14 protein-coding genes are annotated in these 13,268 nt (G+C 66.0%); 9 read left to right on the top strand and 5 right to left on the bottom strand.

The genetic code is table 11. The features are described from left to right. Window positions 1–54: 54 nt before the first annotated feature. Window positions 55–264, bottom strand: a complete 210-nt coding sequence (locus tag QE452_RS02800) for a hypothetical protein (protein ID WP_294239856.1) — start codon at window positions 262–264, stop codon at window positions 55–57. Then, the gene (locus QE452_RS02795; protein WP_309658569.1) at window positions 261–869 is read right to left on the bottom strand and encodes a hypothetical protein; all 609 of its coding nucleotides are present in this window, start codon (window positions 867–869) and stop codon (window positions 261–263) included. The genes QE452_RS02800 and QE452_RS02795 overlap by 4 nt, the downstream gene beginning before the upstream one ends. A gap of 769 nt (window positions 870–1,638) precedes the next feature. Between QE452_RS02795 and QE452_RS02790 the strand changes: the two genes are divergently transcribed. From QE452_RS02790 to QE452_RS02780, 3 genes are all read left to right on the top strand, one after another. Continuing rightward, a complete protein-coding gene (locus QE452_RS02790) occupies window positions 1,639–3,714 on the top strand; it encodes a S8 family serine peptidase (protein WP_309658568.1) in 2,076 nt (691 codons plus the stop codon). A 31-nt stretch (window positions 3,715–3,745) separates the two neighbouring features. Beyond that, window positions 3,746–4,393, top strand: a complete 648-nt coding sequence (locus tag QE452_RS02785) for a hypothetical protein (protein ID WP_309658567.1) — start codon at window positions 3,746–3,748, stop codon at window positions 4,391–4,393. A gap of 83 nt (window positions 4,394–4,476) precedes the next feature. Continuing rightward, entirely contained in the window at window positions 4,477–5,151 is a 675-nt protein-coding gene (locus tag QE452_RS02780; RefSeq protein ID WP_309658566.1) for a hypothetical protein, read from the top strand. 277 nt (window positions 5,152–5,428) lie between these two features. Here the strand turns inward: QE452_RS02780 and QE452_RS02775 are convergent, their stop codons facing one another. After that, a complete protein-coding gene (locus tag QE452_RS02775; RefSeq protein ID WP_309658565.1) occupies window positions 5,429–6,289 on the bottom strand; it encodes a hypothetical protein in 861 nt (286 codons plus the stop codon). 746 nt (window positions 6,290–7,035) lie between these two features. Here QE452_RS02775 and QE452_RS02770 point away from each other — a divergent pair. From QE452_RS02770 to QE452_RS02745, 6 genes are all read left to right on the top strand, one after another. Continuing rightward, window positions 7,036–7,557 carry a hypothetical protein gene (locus QE452_RS02770; RefSeq protein ID WP_309658564.1) on the top strand — a complete coding sequence of 174 codons (522 nt, stop codon included), beginning with the start codon at window positions 7,036–7,038 and terminating at the stop codon, window positions 7,555–7,557. Further along, the gene (locus QE452_RS02765) at window positions 7,557–8,216 is read left to right on the top strand and encodes a hypothetical protein (RefSeq protein ID WP_309658563.1); all 660 of its coding nucleotides are present in this window, start codon (window positions 7,557–7,559) and stop codon (window positions 8,214–8,216) included. Before QE452_RS02770 ends, QE452_RS02765 begins: the two co-directional genes overlap by 1 nt. Before the next feature lie 46 nt (window positions 8,217–8,262). Further along, the gene (locus QE452_RS02760; protein ID WP_309658562.1) at window positions 8,263–8,820 is read left to right on the top strand and encodes a hypothetical protein; all 558 of its coding nucleotides are present in this window, start codon (window positions 8,263–8,265) and stop codon (window positions 8,818–8,820) included. Then, window positions 8,817–9,170: a hypothetical protein gene (locus tag QE452_RS02755; RefSeq protein ID WP_309729561.1), complete on the top strand. Its 354-nt coding sequence runs from the start codon at window positions 8,817–8,819 to the stop codon at window positions 9,168–9,170. The genes QE452_RS02760 and QE452_RS02755 overlap by 4 nt, the downstream gene beginning before the upstream one ends. A gap of 35 nt (window positions 9,171–9,205) precedes the next feature. After that, a complete protein-coding gene (locus QE452_RS02750; RefSeq protein WP_309658560.1) occupies window positions 9,206–9,700 on the top strand; it encodes a hypothetical protein in 495 nt (164 codons plus the stop codon). Between the two features lie 64 nt (window positions 9,701–9,764). Beyond that, window positions 9,765–10,937 (top strand): DNA glycosylase AlkZ-like family protein, encoded by a 1,173-nt coding sequence (locus tag QE452_RS02745; protein WP_309658559.1) that lies wholly within the window; start codon window positions 9,765–9,767, stop codon window positions 10,935–10,937. 13 nt (window positions 10,938–10,950) lie between these two features. Here the strand turns inward: QE452_RS02745 and QE452_RS02740 are convergent, their stop codons facing one another. Then, window positions 10,951–11,883 carry a serine hydrolase gene (locus QE452_RS02740; protein WP_309658558.1) on the bottom strand — a complete coding sequence of 311 codons (933 nt, stop codon included), beginning with the start codon at window positions 11,881–11,883 and terminating at the stop codon, window positions 10,951–10,953. A gap of 116 nt (window positions 11,884–11,999) precedes the next feature. Then, window positions 12,000–13,001, bottom strand: coding sequence for an alpha/beta hydrolase (locus QE452_RS02735; protein ID WP_309658557.1), 1,002 nt, complete (start codon window positions 12,999–13,001; stop codon window positions 12,000–12,002). Window positions 13,002–13,268 lie beyond the last annotated feature (267 nt).

Below are 13,268 nucleotides of genomic sequence, written 5' to 3'. Positions count from 1 at the left end.
ACCATGTACGCCGGACGCCCACCAGCAATTGCCGTTACCGTCGGCCACCGGCAGTCAGGGGCCGTCAAATAATGCTACCCATGCGTAGTCTCGTGCATGATCAAGAACGGATTCGCTATCCGGCGACACCGCCTCCTTGACCGCTGTGATTGCCTGCCTGATTTCGGCGTTAAACGCGTCACTGTCGGACAGATCGATGATTTCTTCTTCGAGGAAATCGTCAATTAGCCGCAATTGCTCGAGATCCGCATCCATTTGCGTCACGGCAGGCTCCTGTCTCTCGTGGCGTTCATCAACACGCGCTTAAGCTGCCTTCGGCGCGACGCAAGTTCGGTTGCATCGACCCCCAACCGCCGCTGAAGATCGGCACCCTTCGCACCATCCAGTAGCGCATCGATCAACGCGACAAGGCGTGGGTCGCGATCAATCGCCTCGCGGATGGCAGTGATCGTGCGGCGGTAATATATGGCGTCATGGCCGACCTGCTCCGGCGAGGGCGCGGGTGACGCCAGATCGATGCCACCTTCACCGAATGTACCGATCAGAACGGGGCGGTGGCCCGCGATGTCAGCTTCACGGTCAGCCGAGGTCAGGCTGCGCATGATCCCGACCAGGAAGTCGGTGACGTTCCAGCTGCGCTGGCATTTGCGCCGTCCGTCGAGCGCCCGGATGAAGGCTTCCTGACGCAAGTCGGCGGCGAGAATATGCCTGTCGCGTGCCAGATAGCGAGAGGAGGCGATAAGCCGCTGCCGGTCAAAGTTGGGGAGTGCGCCCAGCATCACGCCGATCTCGGCCGGCGTATAGTGGCTGTCGGCGGCACGATCCTCGGCAGTTGAAGCAAGGTTGGGCAAAATGGCGATGCCTCTCAATCATAAAAGCGGACCTGCCGGCATATTCGGACAGGGAGGATGAAAAAATCGCTGCGATTGTCCGAATTTTCTTGGTCATCCGCTTTATGGATTGAGTGATGCTGTTCCTGCTCGTTCGCCGAAGAGCCTCAGCAGCCGGCTCTCATCTTTTATGAGCGGGAGATTGCCCCGCCATGCCGCCTCGCCGAATTATGCGCAATGTCGTCAGCATGTTACGCCCGGCAGCGCCAAAGCCGCAGTTCAGCACTTGAGATTGTTAACCCGCCCGGCGTAGAGGTGGATTGTTCGCCAGCAGGCGGACCGAGGCGTGGAAACCTCGTCAGTAAGTAGCCGTATGCCCGGCCCGAACCAGTTTCGGCCGGGGAGCGGGCGTGTATGTCCAGGGCTTCTTCGGAGGCCTAAAGACGCTCGCGCCTGTCTTACTGCAGGTTTCCAATCTCCGGCTCACGGGCCGGCACCGCCTCGTTTCAACAGGGGCGGTGCCGCCGGCTGGGATCAGCCTGCCGGCACCGACGCGAACGGGGGTTCGAGCGTGGGTGCATATCATGGTTGCCGCAGCAGGCGACTCGCCATCATCAGGAACTCGGCGGCGGTTGCGACCGCCATGATGCTCGGCGCCTGCGGTGGCGGCGGAAGCGTCAACTCCCCCGGAACGACGCCGGTCGTCACCCCTACACCAAGTCCGACGCCTGCGCCGACCCCGGCTCCGACACCCACCCCTACGCCTGCGCCGACCGCCGAGGATGCGAAGAGCGCGGCTGCCGTCGGTATGAAGGCCGACTATGCCTACGCGCGGGGGATCACGGGCAAGGGCGTGACGATCGCGATCGTCGACACCGGCATCGACCGCGATGGCCCGGAATTCGCCGGCCGCATCTCGGCCGACAGCACCGGGTTCGATCAGAAGGTCGCCCGCTGCGCGACCTGTCCGGGCGAGACGATCCGGTTCGAGCTCGACGACAAGGACGGCCACGGCAGCAAGACCGCTGCGGTCGCAGCCGGTGCGCGCGATGGCAATGGCATGCACGGCGTGGCCTATGACGCCACCATCCTGGCACTGAAGATCAGCGGTCCGAACCTCGAGGGCATCACCGCGGGTTCGACCGGCCCGATACCCGAATCGGATGCGCCGAACGTCGCCTTGATCGCGCCGGCGATCAGGTATGCGGTCGACAAGGGGGCCTTCGTGATCTCGATGAGCATCAACGGCTCGGGTGGCGGCGAGCAGATGGCCGCTGATCTGAAGTCGGCGATGGATCTGGTACGCGGCGGCAACCGGTTGTTCGTCGAGTCGGTGACGAACAGCGTCGGCGAAGACAGCTTTTCGGGCAAGGTCGCGGAGAACCTCGTCGGCAAGGACCTGTCGAACAAGGACTGGTTCCTGTTCGGCATCCGCGTCGATGCGAACCTGCAGCCGCCCAGCGGCAACGGCACGCCAGGCGCATTGGCGGACCGCACCCTGTCGGTCGTAGCGAGCAACGTCGCCACCGTGGACCAGAATGGTCAGCAGGTCGTCGTGACGGGCAACAGCTTCGCGGCGCCGGGGATAGCGGGTGCCGCGGCCTTGCTGAAGCAGTACTGGCCGCAGCTCGGCGGCAAGGAGATCAGCCGCATCATGCTCGACACGGCGACTGATCTCGGCGCGCCCGGGGTCGATCAGGTCTACGGCGTGGGTCTGCTGAACGTCGAGAAGGCGATGCAGGCGCAGGCACCGGCAATGTCGTTCGCCGCTGCACGGACGGTGCTGACGCGCTATTCATCGTTGGTCGTGTCCGCGCCGTTCGGCGGTGCGGCGGGAGCGGCTGACCTCGGCTCTCGTACGTCGACCATGACCGTATTCGACCGCTACGGCCGGGACTACCTGATGACGGCGCCCAGCAGCATCCGGGCGCGGTCCTCCGGCCTGCTCGCGGGAGGGCTCGCCGCATCCGCATCTGCCTATCCCCTTCGGTCCTCGTCGTGGTCGGACGCGAAACTGGGCATCGCGACGACGACGACGACAGGACCCTGGCAGGCCGCTGCGTCCGGCCGACCAGCGATGGTGACGTTCTCGCCGGCTGCAGGTCAGACGGTCACGCTGGGCGCGAACGTCGCCGTGGGTCCGGGTGGCGGCTACTCGCTCGCCGGTTCGTATCTGCGCGGCACCATCGGGCAGCCGATCGGCATGTCCTCCGAATGGTCCATCGGCGGCTGGTCGGCTTCGTTCGCCTCAGGTTCCTCCATCGCCGCGTCGCCCTCGTCATTCCGGCGCGGGTCGCGGAGCCGCGAAGCCGGCCTGCGCACAGTGGCGATCTTCACCCCGTTCGGTGTCGGCTTGGAGGTATCGGAACTCGTCGAGCGGGGTCAGGTGCTCGGGTTGCGGGACGATGCGGGGGCCGGTGCGGCCGATGCCCGGACCTTGCTGGCGACCACGACGCTGCGCCGGAACTTCGCGGGCATGCAGCTGTCCGGTCGGGCCACCGTCGGCAGCAGCAGCGCCGCCGACGCGGTCGCAGGCGTCCGTTTCGATGGTCGCATCATCAGCACCGCCTTCGCGGTCGAGGGAGCGCGTCCGCTGTTCGGCGGACTGGCCACGCTCGGCCTGTCGTCGCCGCTGCGCGTCGAGCGGGCGCGGGCGTCGCTGCTGGTGCCGGTCGCCTATGATCTGATGTCGGGTGCACTCGCTGAAGAAAGCCGGACCTTCGATCTGTCGCCGACCGCGCGGGAGCTCGATCTCGAGCTCGGCTGGTCGACCGCGCTGGCACCGTCCTCAACGCTGCGTTTCGGCGTCGCCCGTGCCTTCGACGCCGGTCATGTCCGCGGCGGGTCAGACGTCGCCGCCTTCTTCAACCTCGTCGTCCGCTGAATCGCAAGGAACGCCCATGTCCAGATCATCCATGTCCGCCGCTGTCCTGATCTTCGCAACCGCCACCGGCTTGAGCGGGTGCGGCCAATCCAAAGCCCCGAGCAAGGAGGCGTTCGCCGCCGCGCTCGAACCCGTCGTCCGCGACATCTTCTGCCACCCGATCGATGTGATGCGGTACGAGGTCGAGGGCGAAGCTACCGGATCGGGGTTTCCGATCGTCACCTCACCGAAGGCGCCGATGGCAGGACCGGGTTCCGATGGAAAGGCGGTCGCGATGCTGGATGGTGTGGCTAATGTCGGGCTCGTCACGCGCACGACGTTCGAGAAGCCGGCGCGGTGGAGCGGGTCCACCAACCCGTTCGTCCGCCAGCCACTGATCTCCTACGCGCCGACGCCAAAAGGCGCGCCGTATCTTCACGCGGTCGAGCGCAAGGCGACGAACGCCATGGTTTCGGTGCCGTCGCTCTGCCTCGCGAAAGGCGAGGTTGTCGACGTGGTACGCTGGACCGAGCCGACCGACTTTGCCGGTCATCGGGTCAGCCAGGTCACCTACACCTATCGCGGTGTCGATCCGATCCCGGTCATGCCGCCGGGAGAACAGGCGCAGATGGCCGAGCAGAAGGAGGCGACGACGGCGTTCGAGCTGCAGAGTGACGGCTGGCGTCCGATGCCGCGCTGACGATCGATGTGACTGTCACCATCCCATTCATTTCGACCGACACCATGACCCGGGCGCCGAGCGCCGGGTCGTCAAGGAACACCATGAAGAAAATGACCAGGGCTGCTGCCATCGTTGCCGTGATGGCGTTGTCGCTCGCCACCGCTCCCGCCATGGCGCAGAAGACGCGATTGGCCGCACAACCCGCGTCTTCCGCTAAACCGTTGGCGATGGACGTCGCCGGCGTCCGCCTCGGGATGCCGCTGGCCGCGGTGCAGGCAGCGCTGGCGGGGATCTACCGTTGCTCGACCTACCAGTCGGCCTCGTTCCGGCAACTCGTCGAGCGAGAGATCCGCAAGCGCAAAGGCATCCCCGACGGCTTTGGCCCGGATGGCACGGCCGTTGGTGAATTGACGTGCGAGGGTCCCGCCGGCGAGCATCTTCGCCTGTTCATGGCGCAGACGCCGGCGGGAGAGATCGTCGACCGGATCGACCTGACGGTGTCGACCAACCGCGTCGATCCGGCGACGCTCCTGGCCCAAGTCGAGGCCAAGTTCGGGCGGCCGACCGAGGGCATCCCGTCGAACGGATCGTGGTGCATCACCCGATGCGGCGGCGATCTGACGATGGAGCCCAATCCGCGCATCACCGTCAGGTCCGACGCCTGGTCCCTCAAGATATTCGGCACCCGCGGGCGAAACGCGCGTCTTGCCGATGAGGCGGCGGTAAAGGCGGTAGCGGCCCGTGAAGCGCCGGCTGCCGCGCGCGGCGCTTTCTGAAATCGACTGTAAAGACGTTTGCGTCCTTGCTGCCGGCTCCGGTCGCGACGTTACCGATGGCGATCACCGCGCCGATTATAGCTGCCATGCCAAGGGGCGTAGCACCGCGCACGGCAGACGGGCCTAGCTATGCTGCCGCCACGCCCCATGCGGATGGTGGTGAAGGCAGCATTCGCTGGAACCGGCTGCTCGTGATCGCGGGCTGCGGGTAGAAGCAGGCGTCTGCAGTCGACGCTATCGGCTTGGGAAGATGGTAAGCCGCCACGGCGATCTACAATTACTCCAGGTGTTCCGACCGACCGAGGATTTCGTGACGCGCGGCTGCGCTATCCGGCCTGACGGAGTTCTTGGCCTCGTTTTGCGAGCGCAGCTTTCGGCCTTTGGCGCGGGCAGCGGCTTCACGCGGCTGATGTTTGTCGACGACGGATTTGATCGCGTTCCGCAAGTCCACCTCGAACTCCCTGTCACCTGCCCAGAAATCGAGTGCGGCATGCAGCTTCTTCGACAGCTCGACGCGTTCCTCCCTGACCTTTTGTTCCAGCGCCTTGCGGCTAGGTTCGTGATCTTCAAGGATCAACTCGTTTTCCATTTCATCGGCTGGGACATGGGGGCTGACAACGCGCATCAACGTCCACGCCGGCCCCATGGCGAAAACCGGCGTCACCAGGGACGTGATCTGCTCCATCAGCGCCCATGCGATGAGTGAGGACTCGAATTCGAGGGCTGATGCCGCCATCGACTGCGCTGCCGAGAGTTCACGTTCGGCTTTGGCAATCCGGTCCCGCGCTGCGGTGACCCGTTTCGAAGCGCGCTCGATCTCCCGCTTGGTATTCACCTGTGAGACGTGCGGCTTCTCTGGCACGCGCGGCGCAAAAGGTTCGGGACCGCCTGACAGCCACCGAAGCCAAAGTTCCGGGTCAGCCTGGGGCGGCCGGAAATTCATGACCATTTCCCGCAGATAGGCTTCGCGCTCGGCATAGCCCTGCAGATTGTCGACCGCGCGCATGCCAGCGCTTCCACCACCTGCGGGATCCGAAGCCAGTTTGCGGACCAGAGCCAGGACCCTGGCGGTGATCTCCGGCTCTACCACAGCTCCGGTCGAGCGTACCGCATCCCCATCTTCGATTGGCTCGGCCATCCCCGCTCAACCTTCCCATTCTGACGGTCGCGTCGTGGAGCGACGGGACCGACGCGTCTTCGCGGGGCGCGAGACCGTTCGCCGCGCACCGCCATGACGCTAGCATAGCCTGCACATCGTTGAGGAAGTCTGACATACCTGTCGCCGCGTCCCGGGCGGCCTGCGGCCGGTATGTCAGAACGAACGCGATTTCGACGAAATCGAGAAATCTGGGTATGTCAGGAGCCCTGATTTGACACACCAGATTTTGAGGGCGCAATACCGTAAAGTTGCTGCACCCCAACTTTACCGCCCCTCCCGGCTTCCTAAAGGCCGGAGAGGAGCGTTGCGCTCCGTCTGCGACGGAGTGGTGTCAGCTATGCAGTGGCTATCTGACATACCTCGACCATCGGCCTGCGGGGTCCTCCACCGTGCGTAAGCACGGTTCCGGAAGGCGCGAGACCAAAGATGTTCGGTACGAACGACGTCAGGCGTGAATGCGCGAAAGTGAGCGTCGTGCAGTTGTCGAAGGAAGTGGCGGCGCAGTTGGAAGGGGCCGCACGCGCTGAAGCCTGGCGGCCAGATAGTCAGCGGTCGCCGTGTCACCTGGGTCGGTGTTTCTGCTGCATCCAGAAGCGTGCGCCGCCAGCCTGAGTGGTGATGAGGACATTAGGAAGCTGGGCTTTTGAGCCCTGAAGATCGATGAAAAAGATCCGAGGAGCTTGTCCGGACCGCTCGGTCCGCGACCCTTAAGCTTCGGTAATGTTATGAATTTTCTGACTACCCCCGTGCATTCGCTGCCGCACGTGCTTCTCCACTATCTCGCCACCGGCTTTGGCAGACCCGAGGTGCCTGCCCTGGTGTCGGGCGGCGGTATGCCCGCCGATACCCTGCTGTTCGACGCGCAGTCGGTGATCCTGTCGTTCACCTGCGTCGGCAGCCCCATGTTCCGCAGCAAGATCGAACGGCTCGCTGCGGATCAGTCGATCGACGTGATGCTGGTCCGCTGCTGCCTGACCGGCGGCGACCTGCTACCGGTGTCGATCGATGTCGTGCTGGCGGGCGGCGGGCTCGTGCCCTTCAAGCTGGAAGACCTGGCGCTCTACCGCCACGATGATGGCGGCCTGTGGCTGGTGCCGTTCGGGTTCGGCGGGGCGATCCGGCTGGAGGCGCACGGCCTCGAACTCTATCTGGTGCCGCCCTATGCAACGCTCGCCGAACGGGCCGACGGCATCTACCGTGCCGCGTCCGACGTGGCCGAACGCCTCTACCCGCAAGGTGCGTTCTGATGCGGACCAAGGCCAAGCGGGCAGCGTCAACACCCAGCGTCGATGTCAATCCGGGCTGCCTGCCGGATCCGGGGAACCCGCATAGCTGGCTGATGCTGACCGGCGACGATGCCGATCGTGATGCGACCCGTGTCATGTATGGCTGCCTGCGACCCAGCTTTCGCGGACACCTGAACAGCGCGGCGGCCTTTGCCGCCGCCAAACTGACTGTCGGTGCGCCACCCGACACGCCGCCATGGACGTTGACCGCCGCACGGGCCGAGGTGTTGCTGCCGCCGGGGGCCGACGACCGGCTGTCCGACCCGCGTATCCTGATGGAGACGGTCGACGCCGAATTGCCGGTCAAGGCCAAGGCGCTGCTCGCCTATCTGACCTTCACCTTCCCGACGGCGCGATTGCATGAGCAATATGAAGTGGTCCGCGACTTCACCCGCAGGCTGATCGTCGATCCGTTCGAGGTCGCCGCACTGCTGGTCCAGCATGCGCCCCACCGAGCCGGAAGTGCCAGTCCGCCGCATGTTCACGTTCTCCTTGCTGGCCCCAGGCGACTGACGCCGCTCGGCTTTGGTGAATGGGTGACACCGCTTGCCACCGACAAGGCGCATGCGCTGGTCGGAAACGCCTTTCGGCAGTTCCAGGCCGACTGGCGGCAAGCCTGAACACGCCGGCGCACATTGGCGAACCAACACCATCATTGGGAACATCATGAACGATAACGAACCCTGGCCACGGATCGGCCAGGCGATGAACTCGCACGTCGTGCGGACACTGGCGCATGCGGCGCGGTGGCGCCTGACCGACATGCCGGCCGACCTCGGCCTGCCGCTCGCCGGCTGCCTGTATAGCGAGGCGAACCATCTGCTGGTCACGACGACAATCGGCAATCTCGCCGCGTCCATCGCCGCGATGGACAGCGCGCTGCTCGCGACCCGGTCGGACGCGCTGATCGTCAGGGCTGCAGCCGAGGACGGGATGCCTGGCTTCGCACTGGGCCTGTGGCACAGCGGGCGGGTCATCTGGCACTGGATGCTGACGCTCTGGGTTGGTGTCGACGCTGGCCTGTGGCTCGTGCCGACACCGGACAAGCGGGATGGCACGGCTGCTTCGGGCTTCCGGCTGACGGCGCGCCATCTTCGTGTCGAAGAGGTGCCGTGGCGAACGGCCCACGAACGCGCCGACGGGTTGGTCCGGGCCATCCGCATGCTGGTCCACGGCGAGCGCGGCACGGCATCCGGCCCTGCGGACGGGGATGATCGGTCATGACGGTGCCGATGCTCCGCCTGCTGCGGCAGGCGTGTTGGGCGCTCGTCATCGCCTTTCCGCTGCTCGTGCTGGCCGGCCAGCGCTGGCAGCACGCGGCAGCGGGGCCGGGTACGCATAGCGTGATGGCGCTCGCCGCAGTCATCTGTCCGGCGGCCGTCGAGCCGGTCCGGGCGGTGCGCGTCGCTGATGGGGCGCTCGCGCTCGACCGTGCCGTTCTGCGGCGGATCACGGCGCAGCTTCACATAGGACCGAGGTGCTCAGTCCCGGTTGAACCGCCCAGCGCGCACGCCGATCGACGGCGCGATCACGGTGGAGGGGAGAAGATGAGGGGGATGGGCAAGTCGATGTGATCCCCGTGGTGGGGATGAAACAAGGAAGACAGACCATGAACCCCGACCAGACCGCCCATGTCCGCGCCCATGTCGCTGCTGTTTCCAAGCTCCTGCTCGGCAACAAGATCATGAACCCCGGCCTGATGATCATGGCCGGTGATCCGCTCGATCCCCACCAGCGAATCGCGTTCGGTCGCACAGCGGTCGAAGCCCAGGTTGATCTTGTCTATCTCGAATTCGCCGTCGGCGAAGACGACGTCCCCGTAATGACCGGGATCACCGTCATGCTGCCGCGCGACACCGTCTGCTACGTCTCAACGGGATGCCGCCTGTCGCTCGTCCCCGGCAAGGCTCGCGCGGTGATCGTGCCGCAGGACGGGGCTCAGTCCCACTTCAAGGTGCTGCCGGGCGAGATCGTGCAGGTGCGGGGGCGGCCGGCGACGCTGATGGCCGGATGCGACCGCGCGACCGCGAAGCTGGCGATGCTGGTTCGCGATGGCGTCGACGTCGCGGGACAGGTTGCGCTACGTGATCACGTCCCCGCATAACAAGGGGATATCGCGCCGGCCCCCAGCATTGACGCTTGGCGGTAAGGCGTGATCTTCGCCTGTCATGAGCATATCAACAGGCGAAGCGCGTCGGATCGCTTTGGCAGCGCAAGGCTTCGGACGATCTCGGCCAGAGTACCCATCAGTTCGCCACCTGCGCGGCATCGCCGAGCGGCTCAACCTCTTCCAGATCGATAGCGTCAACGTGCTGACGCGGGCGCACTATCTGCCCGCATTCTCACGTCTCGGCAGCTATGACCGTGCCTTGCTGGAGGGGGATGCGTGGGGGCCGAAACGGCAGCGACGCATGTTCGAATATTGGGCGCACGAGGCGTCGTTGCTGCCGCTCGACCTGCATCCGCTGCTCCGCTGGCGCATGGCACGGGCAGAGCGAGGCGAGATCGGTTATCAGGCGCTGCGCCGCTTCGCGGTCGAGCGCCGGGCCGAGGCTGACGCCGTGCTCGAACGGATTACCGCCGAAGGCCCGCTGGCGGCGGCCGACTTCGAGAACGGGTCCAGCCGCAGCGGCTGGTGGGAATGGAGCCACGTCAAACACGCGCTTGAATGGCTGTTCTGGTCCGGCCAGATCACCACCGCAACCCGGCGGGGCAGCTTTGCGCGCCTGTACGACCTGACCGAACGGGCCATTCCGCCGGCGGTGCTGGTGCTACCCACGCCGTCGGTCGAGGCGGCGCAACGTGCGCTGATCGAACGCAGCGCCCGTGCGCTGGGCGTCGCTACCGCCAGCGACCTGCGCGACTATTCCCGGTTGAAGCCCGTCGAAGCCGATCACGCCATCGCCGATCTGGCGGAAGACGGCGTGCTCGTGCCGGTGCGGGTCGAGGGCTGGAGCCAGAAGGCATGGATGCATCGCGACGCGACCACGCCACGCCGGGTGCGCAGCGCTGCCTTGCTCGCGCCGTTCGATCCGTTGATCTGGGAGCGGGCCCGCGCCGAACGCCTGTTCGGCTTCCACTATCGCATCGAAATTTATGTGCCGCAGGATAGGCGCACGCATGGCTACTATGTGCTGCCCTTCCTGATGGACGAGGCGCTGGTTGCCCGGGTAGATCTGAAAGCAGATCGGCAGGCGGGGATGCTGCTCGCGCACCGCATCACGCTGGAACCGGGAGCGCCCGCCGATACGCTGCCCCGGCTTGAGGCCGAGCTCGACCGGATGGCGGCCTGGCTTGGTTTGGACGCCGTCCGTATCGGCGCGGTCGTGCATCGGGGTTGAGCGTCTTCGCCCGTCACGTTGCTCCACCCCGCTCGGCGGCGGGCACGATGCCGTCGTCGAGCAGCGCATGGAGCGCGGCGATATGGCCATTGTCGCGCGCGCCGCTGGAATCGGAGGTCATGACGACCGTCAGCTTCAGGTCCGGCACGATGAACAGCATCTGCCCGCCATAGCCCCAGGCGAAGCGCAGCGGATGGCCACGACTGGCGCCGACGAACCAGCCATAGCCATATTGTCCGCCGCTCCACGGCGATACGGTGCGCGGGGTCCAGCTGTCTGCGATCCAGCGGGTTGGGACGATCCGCCGCCCGTCGATCACCCCACCCAGGCGATAGAGTTCGCCGAACCGCGCCAGGCTGCGCGGCGACATCATCATGTCGTTGCCGCCGAAATAGATGCCCTGCGGATCGCGCGACCATGGCGGGATGGTGATGCCGAGCGGCTCCGCCAGCCAGTCGCGCATCAGGGCATGGGTGTCGCGTCCCGACGCGAGAGTCAGCATCGCCGACAGCAGATGCGTGTTGCCGGTCGAGTAGAGCATCGCGCCGCCCGGCTCATCGACGAACGGGCGCGCGAGGGCGAAGCGGACCCAGTTGCGACTGGACACCCAGCGCCCGTAATTCTCACCCGACGTCCGCTCCAGTCCCGCGCGCATCGTCAGCAGGTCCTCGACGGTCAACCGGGCAAGGCGCGGGTCGGGATTGGGCGGCGCATCGCTGCCAAGCACCGCCAGCACGGGCTGGTCGACGCCGGTCAGCGCGCCTTTCGCGATCGCAATTCCGACCAGCGCGGACAGGACCGATTTGGACGCGGACTTGATATTGACCGGCCGGTCGAGCGACGGCCCGCCGTTGAAGCGCTGCTCGGCCAGCACCTGCCCGTCGCGGAGGACCAGCAGCGAGCGGAGCCGGGGAAGACGGCTGGCTTGGGCAACGGCGTCGGCCAAGATGGCGCCGTCCAAACCGCGCGTCTCGACCGGGCGAGACATGGCGGCTCGCCGTGGCGCAGGTGCAGCATCGCAACCGCTGGCGAGGAGGAGCGCCAGCGCGCAGGCATATCGCTTCACGGCGTCATCGCAGAGCGAAGCGATTGCAGGAACTCGGCGGGCGCTTCGACCTGCGGCGAATGGCCGAGATCGTCCAGGCGGATCAGGCGGGCGCCTGGGATGCGCTTCACCGCGTCCTCGGCGGCTTGCGGCACGGTGCGGACTTGCGCCCGCCGATCCTCCGGTGCGCTGCTCGCGCGAAAGGCGGTCAGGTCGCGCTGGCCGATGATGAGCGTGGTCGGGACAGTCAGGCGCGGCAGTTCGGCGGCGACCGGCTGGGTCTCTATCATGTCGGACAGGCGCGCCTGTGCGTCGCGCACCGTGTCGCCGTCGGGGCTGGCATATTGCCCGGCCAGCATGCCGACCCACCGGTCGTAGTCCGGCCGCCAGACCCCATGATAATAGTTGCGAAGCTGATAGGCCTTGATCGACGCTGCGTCCGTCTTCGCCTCCTCGGCGCGCAGCTTGCCGAGGTCGGTATAGGGCACGCCCTCGCTCAGCGTGTCGTTGAGGCCGAGCGGGTTGACCAGCACCAGCTTCGCGACCCGCTCGGGGTAGAGGAGCGCGAAGCGGGTCGCGAGAATGCCGCCGGTCGAATGGCCGACCAGCACGACCTTGCCGGCTCCGGCCCGGTCGAGCAGCGCTGCGGTCAGCGCGGCCATGGTATGGAAGCTGTACTGATAGCCACTCGGCTTCGACGATTTGCAAAAGCCGATCTGGTCCGGCGCGATGACGCGGTAGCCCGCCGCCGCCAATCCGCGTGCGGTGTCGCCCCAGGTAGCGGCGCAAAAGTTCTTGCCGTGGAGCAGGACGACCGTCGTGCCGTTGGGCGTGGCGGTTGCCGGCCAGTCAAGAAAGGCCATGCGAACCGGATGGGCCTGTGACGTCGCCTCGAACCAGTGCACGGGGGCAGGATAGTCGAACCGCTCCAGATTGGCACCGAGCGGCGCGGTTTGCGCCGAGGCAACGGTTGAAAGAAGGGCCGAACAGGCAGCGGCGGCGAGAAAGGGATGAAGCATCAAAGGGTAACACCGGTCGTGATGCCGGTATCCCCGTAAGCGCTTCTTCTATCGAGGCGAGGATGTAGCGACTGGAGCCCACGAGATAGCGAGTAGCTTCGTTACGACGCCCGCTCATGGCTTGGAGATCAACAGTCCGCCTAACCGCTCGGCGTCTCCACAGCACGGGACAGTCAGACCCGGTTACGTGGTGATGTCAATTCTGCCGGCCCTACGGATGGTCTGATCGCCCCCCGCGGCGCCCGATGACGAACATGGTGTCAAACT

The organism is Sphingomonas sp. SORGH_AS_0438, from assembly GCF_031453475.1.
GTDB lineage: Bacteria > Pseudomonadota > Alphaproteobacteria > Sphingomonadales > Sphingomonadaceae > Sphingomonas.
The sequence above is the reverse complement of the archived record's forward strand: the minus strand, read 5'-3'. Positions and strand labels throughout refer to the sequence as shown.

Bases quoted from the DNA above. Each gene is read 5' to 3' on its own strand.
- QE452_RS02790 (WP_309658568.1), top strand. From the start codon at position 1,639: ATGAAGGCCGACTATGCCTACGCGCGGGGGATCACGGGCAAGGGCGTG.
- QE452_RS02785 (WP_309658567.1), top strand. From the start codon at position 3,746: ATGTCCGCCGCTGTCCTGATCTTCGCAACCGCCACCGGCTTGAGCGGG.
- QE452_RS02780 (WP_309658566.1), top strand. From the start codon at position 4,477: ATGAAGAAAATGACCAGGGCTGCTGCCATCGTTGCCGTGATGGCGTTG.
- QE452_RS02775 (WP_309658565.1), bottom strand. From the start codon at position 6,289: ATGGCCGAGCCAATCGAAGATGGGGATGCGGTACGCTCGACCGGAGCT.
- QE452_RS02770 (WP_309658564.1), top strand. From the start codon at position 7,036: ATGAATTTTCTGACTACCCCCGTGCATTCGCTGCCGCACGTGCTTCTC.
- QE452_RS02765 (WP_309658563.1), top strand. From the start codon at position 7,557: ATGCGGACCAAGGCCAAGCGGGCAGCGTCAACACCCAGCGTCGATGTC.
- QE452_RS02760 (WP_309658562.1), top strand. From the start codon at position 8,263: ATGAACGATAACGAACCCTGGCCACGGATCGGCCAGGCGATGAACTCG.
- QE452_RS02755 (WP_309729561.1), top strand. From the start codon at position 8,817: ATGACGGTGCCGATGCTCCGCCTGCTGCGGCAGGCGTGTTGGGCGCTC.
- QE452_RS02750 (WP_309658560.1), top strand. From the start codon at position 9,206: ATGAACCCCGACCAGACCGCCCATGTCCGCGCCCATGTCGCTGCTGTT.
- QE452_RS02745 (WP_309658559.1), top strand. From the start codon at position 9,765: ATGAGCATATCAACAGGCGAAGCGCGTCGGATCGCTTTGGCAGCGCAA.
- QE452_RS02735 (WP_309658557.1), bottom strand. From the start codon at position 13,001: ATGCTTCATCCCTTTCTCGCCGCCGCTGCCTGTTCGGCCCTTCTTTCA.